The following is a 4,589-nucleotide window of genomic DNA, read 5'->3' as shown; positions in this document are numbered from 1 at the left end:
GCCGGAAGGTCTCCGGCGGCCCTGATCCCGTGTCTCCGCCCGTGGCGCCGCGCCCGCGTGCGTCGTCCGCCGCGACGGCGCCGGCCGGTATCGGTCTGCGTCAGTCTGTCGCTTCCGCGAGCAGCTTCTGGATCCGCGCGACACCCTCCACCAGGTCCTCGTCGCCCAGGGCGTACGAGAGCCGCAGATAGCCCGGGGTGCCGAACGCCTCGCCCGGGACCACGGCCACCTCGGCCTCGTCCAGAATCAGGGTCGCCAGCTCACCCGAGGTCGCGGGCCGCTTGCCGCGGATCTCCTTGCCGAGCAGCGCCTTCACCGAGGGATACACGTAGAACGCGCCCTCCGGCTCGGGGCAGAACACGCCGTCGATCTCGTTCAGCATCCGCACGATCGTGCGCCGCCGCCGGTCGAAGGCGCTGCGCATCTCCGCCACGGCGTCCAGGTCCCCCGCGATGGCCGTGAGCGCGGCCACCTGCGACACGTTGGCGACGTTGGAGGTGGCGTGGGACTGGAGGTTGGTCGCGGCCTTCACCACGTCCTGCGGGCCGACGATCCACCCCACCCGCCAGCCGGTCATCGCGTAGGTCTTCGCGACACCGTTGACCACCAGACAGCGGTCGCGGACCTCGGGCACGACCGCGGGCAGCGAGGTGAAGACGGCGTCGCCGTAGACCAGGTGCTCGTAGATCTCGTCGGTGAGCACCCACAGGCCGTGCTCGACGGCCCAGCGGCCGATCGCCTCGGTCTGCTCCCGGCTGTAGACGGCGCCGGTGGGGTTGGACGGGGAGACGAAGACCACGGCCTTCGTGCGCTCGGTGCGCGCCGCCTCCAGCTGCTCGACCGAGACCCGGTAGCCGCTGGTCTCGTCGGCCACCACCGGCACCGGGACACCGCCCGCGAGCCGGATCGACTCCGGGTAGGTGGTCCAGTACGGAGCCGGGACGATGACCTCGTCGCCCTCGTCGATGATCGCCGCGAACGCCTCGTAGATCGCCTGCTTGCCGCCGTTGGTGACGAGGACCTGGGAGGGGTCGACCGCGTAGCCGGAGTCGCGGAGCGTCTTCTCGGCGATGGCCTTCTTCAGCTCGGGCAGGCCCCCGGCGGGGGTGTAGCGGTGGTACTTCGGGGTCCGGCAGGCCTCGACCGCGGCCTCGACGATGTAGTCGGGCGTCGGGAAGTCGGGCTCGCCGGCACCGAAGCCGATCACCGGACGCCCGGCGGCCTTGAGGGCCTTGGCCTTGGCGTCTACGGCGAGGGTGGCGGACTCGGAGATCGCGCCGATGCGGGCGGAGACCCGGCGCTCGGCGGGGGAGGATGCAGCGCTCATGGGTCCATCGTCCCAGACGCCCCAGCGCCCCGGCACGGGTGTTTCGCCTCCCGGCCCCGTTGGCCCACACGGCCCACACGGCCCCCACGGCCCTCCGCGGGAAACGGGCCGAACCGCGTCCATCAGGGGGTTCTCCAGCCCGCGCCGACCGCCGCGTCAGTGACGCACAAGGGCCGCCGAGAAGCAGTCTGTTCGACGCCGGGCCTGCGACCACGTACACTCACTCACCGTCGGCCCCCACCGACCACATCGTGTGATGCGGTAGGTTGTGGGAGTCAACAAAGGGTCGTAGCTCAATTGGTAGAGCACTGGTCTCCAAAACCAGCGGTTGGGGGTTCAAGTCCCTCCGGCCCTGCTACACACACCTTCGCCAGGGTTGTGTGCGCATGTACGTACATCTAATGAACCGCCGTGCGGCTCCACCGGGCGCGGCACGGCCACGACCCGGAATCAGGTGAAAAGACGTGACGGACGCCGTCGGCTCCATCGACACGCCTGATGCCGAAGACGAGGCCCTGCAGAAGAAGTCCCGCAAGGGCGGCAAGCGCGGGAAGAAGGGCCCCTTCGGGCGTCTCGCGCTCTTCTACCGGCAGATCGTCGCCGAACTGCGCAAGGTCGTCTGGCCCACTCGCGGTCAGCTCACGACGTACACCACAGTGGTGATTATCTTCGTGGTCATCATGATCGGTCTGGTGACCGTGATGGACTATGGGTTCCAGGAAGTCGTCAAGTACGTCTTCGGCTGATCCCGCGAAGGGCGTCAGCCGGGCGTGTGGCACGGCGGCGTCCCTTCGTCCGTTCCACCCATCTGTATCCAGAAAGAAGCAGCCACCGTGTCTGACCCGAACCTGAACGAGGCCGCCGAGCCCGGCGACGAGGTCGTCGAGTCTGTCGAGTCCGCCGAGGACGAGCTCGACATCGTCACGGCGGCCGACGAGGACCGGGGGGACGCTGTGGACGCCGAGGCCGGCGAGCCGGCCGAAGAGGCCGCGATCCACATCGAGGACGCCGAGGAAGAGGCCGCTGAGGCGGCCGACGGCGCCGAAGCCGACGCCGAAGCCGACGCCGAGGACGACGCCGAAGCCGACGCCGAGGACGACGCCGAAGCCGACGCCGAGGACGACGCCGAAGCCGACGCTGACGACACCGAGGGCGCCGAGGAAGAGGCTCCGGTCGACCCCGTCGCCGCGCTCCGTGACGAGCTGCGCACCCTGCCCGGCGAGTGGTATGTGATCCACACCTACGCCGGGTACGAGAAGCGGGTCAAGGCCAACCTGGAGCAGCGCGCCGTCTCGCTCAACGTCGAGGACTTCATCTACCAGGCCGAAGTGCCCGAGGAAGAGATCGTCCAGATCAAGAACGGTGAGCGCAAGAACGTCCGCCAGAACAAGCTCCCCGGCTATGTCCTGGTCCGGATGGACCTCACCAACGAGTCCTGGGGCGTCGTCCGCAACACGCCCGGTGTCACCGGCTTCGTCGGCAACGCCTACGACCCGTACCCGCTGACGCTGGACGAGATCGTCAAGATGCTCGCCCCGGAGGCCGAGGCCAAGGCCGCCCGTGAGGCCGCCGAGGCCGAGGGCAAGCCCGTTCCGGCCCGCAAGGTCGAGGTCCAGGTGCTGGACTTCGAGGTCGGCGACTCGGTCACCGTCACGGACGGTCCCTTCGCCACTCTCCAGGCGACGATCAACGAGATCAACGCCGACTCGAAGAAGGTCAAGGGCCTGGTCGAGATCTTCGGCCGCGAGACCCCGGTCGAGCTCAGCTTCGACCAGATCCAGAAGAACTGAGCCGCTGGCCCCAGCGGAGTCCGAGCCAGGTCAGAACCGCCCTCCGGGGCCGTTCTGGCCTCTCGGTTTTTCTGCCGGTTTTTAACTGAGCACTCATACCCGCTATCGTGGTGCGGTATGCCTCCATCCAGATGATCGGGTGGAGTGCTGAACACTCTCACTAGGACCCGGAGAGAGCAATGCCTCCCAAGAAGAAGAAGGTCACGGGGCTTATCAAGCTCCAGATCCAGGCCGGTGCGGCCAACCCGGCTCCGCCGGTCGGCCCCGCCCTGGGTCAGCACGGCGTCAACATCATGGAGTTCTGCAAGGCCTACAACGCCGCGACCGAGTCGCAGCGTGGCATGGTCGTGCCGGTGGAGATCACGGTCTACGAGGACCGCTCCTTCACCTTCATCACCAAGACTCCGCCGGCCGCCAAGCTGATCCTCAAGGCCGCGGGTGTGGACAAGGGCTCTGGCGAGCCGCACAAGACCAAGGTCGCCAAGCTCACGCGCGACCAGGTCCGTGACATCGCCACCACCAAGATGCCCGACCTGAACGCCAACGACCTGGACGCCGCCGAGAAGATCATCGCCGGCACCGCCCGTTCCATGGGCATCACGGTCGAGGGCTGACAGCCTCCCCGTACGACCTCTGTGGCAGGACCGAGCGCCGGTCCGGACCACGACTCCACACCTGAAACACAGGAGCAGAAGTGAAGCGCAGCAAGAACCTCCGCGCTGCGGACGCCAAGATCAACCGGGAGCGTCTGTACGCCCCGCTGGAGGCCGTCCGTCTCGCCAAGGACACCGCGTCCGCCAAGTTCGACGGCACCGTCGAGGTCGCCCTGCGTCTGGGTGTCGACCCGCGCAAGGCCGACCAGATGGTCCGCGGCACCGTGAACCTTCCGCACGGCACCGGCAAGACCGCCCGGGTCCTGGTCTTCGCGACCGGTGACCGTGCGGAGGCCGCGCGCGCCGCGGGCGCCGACATCATCGGCGCCGACGAGCTGATCGACGAGGTCTCGAAGGGCCGTCTGGACTTCGACGCCGTCGTCGCCACCCCGGACCTCATGGGCAAGGTCGGCCGCCTCGGCCGTGTGCTCGGTCCGCGTGGTCTGATGCCGAACCCGAAGACCGGCACCGTTACCCCCGACGTGGCCAAGGCCGTCACCGACATCAAGGGCGGCAAGATCGAGTTCCGCGTCGACAAGCACTCGAACCTGCACTTCATCATCGGCAAGGTCTCCTTCGACGAGGCCAAGCTGGTGGAGAACTACGGTGCGGCTCTGGAGGAGATCCTCCGTCTGAAGCCGTCCGCCGCGAAGGGCCGCTACATCAAGAAGGCGACCCTGACCACCACGATGGGCCCCGGCATCCCGCTGGACTCCAACCGCACCCGCAACCTCCTCGTCGAGGAGGACCCGGCCGCCGTCTGATCCAGACGCCAGCCGCGGGTCGTGTGACCAGGACCGGCCCCCACACCGTCACCGG

5 protein-coding genes and 1 tRNA gene are annotated in these 4,589 nt (G+C 68.4%); 5 read left to right on the top strand and 1 reads right to left on the bottom strand.

Annotated features, from left to right (window positions below):
- Positions 1 to 100: 100 nt before the first annotated feature.
- On the bottom strand, positions 101 to 1,327 hold the full coding sequence (locus ACFVIM_RS33050; protein WP_384309447.1) for a pyridoxal phosphate-dependent aminotransferase: 1,227 nt from the start codon (positions 1,325 to 1,327) through the stop codon (positions 101 to 103).
- A 282-nt stretch (positions 1,328 to 1,609) separates the two neighbouring features.
- Between ACFVIM_RS33050 and ACFVIM_RS33045 the strand changes: the two genes are divergently transcribed.
- The 5 genes from ACFVIM_RS33045 to rplA all read left to right on the top strand — a co-directional run bounded on the left by ACFVIM_RS33045 (position 1,610) and on the right by rplA (position 4,534).
- Positions 1,610 to 1,682 (top strand) — tRNA-Trp (locus tag ACFVIM_RS33045).
- A 109-nt stretch (positions 1,683 to 1,791) separates the two neighbouring features.
- Positions 1,792 to 2,073: a preprotein translocase subunit SecE gene (gene secE, locus ACFVIM_RS33040; RefSeq protein WP_384309445.1), complete on the top strand. Its 282-nt coding sequence runs from the start codon at positions 1,792 to 1,794 to the stop codon at positions 2,071 to 2,073.
- An 87-nt stretch (positions 2,074 to 2,160) separates the two neighbouring features.
- Positions 2,161 to 3,117 carry a transcription termination/antitermination protein NusG gene (gene nusG, locus ACFVIM_RS33035; RefSeq protein WP_384309442.1) on the top strand — a complete coding sequence of 319 codons (957 nt, stop codon included), beginning with the start codon at positions 2,161 to 2,163 and terminating at the stop codon, positions 3,115 to 3,117.
- A gap of 179 nt (positions 3,118 to 3,296) precedes the next feature.
- A complete protein-coding gene (gene rplK, locus ACFVIM_RS33030; protein WP_123188882.1) occupies positions 3,297 to 3,731 on the top strand; it encodes a 50S ribosomal protein L11 in 435 nt (144 codons plus the stop codon).
- An 80-nt stretch (positions 3,732 to 3,811) separates the two neighbouring features.
- Positions 3,812 to 4,534: a 50S ribosomal protein L1 gene (rplA, locus tag ACFVIM_RS33025; protein ID WP_384309438.1), complete on the top strand. Its 723-nt coding sequence runs from the start codon at positions 3,812 to 3,814 to the stop codon at positions 4,532 to 4,534.
- The last annotated feature ends 55 nt before the right edge of the window (positions 4,535 to 4,589 follow it).

The organism is Streptomyces sp. NPDC057638, assembly GCF_042800315.1.
Classification (GTDB): Bacteria; Actinomycetota; Actinomycetes; order Streptomycetales; family Streptomycetaceae; genus Streptomyces.
The sequence above is the reverse complement of the archived record's forward strand: the minus strand, read 5'-3'. Positions and strand labels throughout refer to the sequence as shown.

Excerpts from the sequence above, each read along its gene's own strand:
- ACFVIM_RS33050 (WP_384309447.1), bottom strand. The coding sequence starts at position 1,327 with ATGAGCGCTGCATCCTCCCCCGCCGAGCGCCGGGTCTCCGCCCGCATC.
- rplK (WP_123188882.1), top strand. The coding sequence starts at position 3,297 with ATGCCTCCCAAGAAGAAGAAGGTCACGGGGCTTATCAAGCTCCAGATC.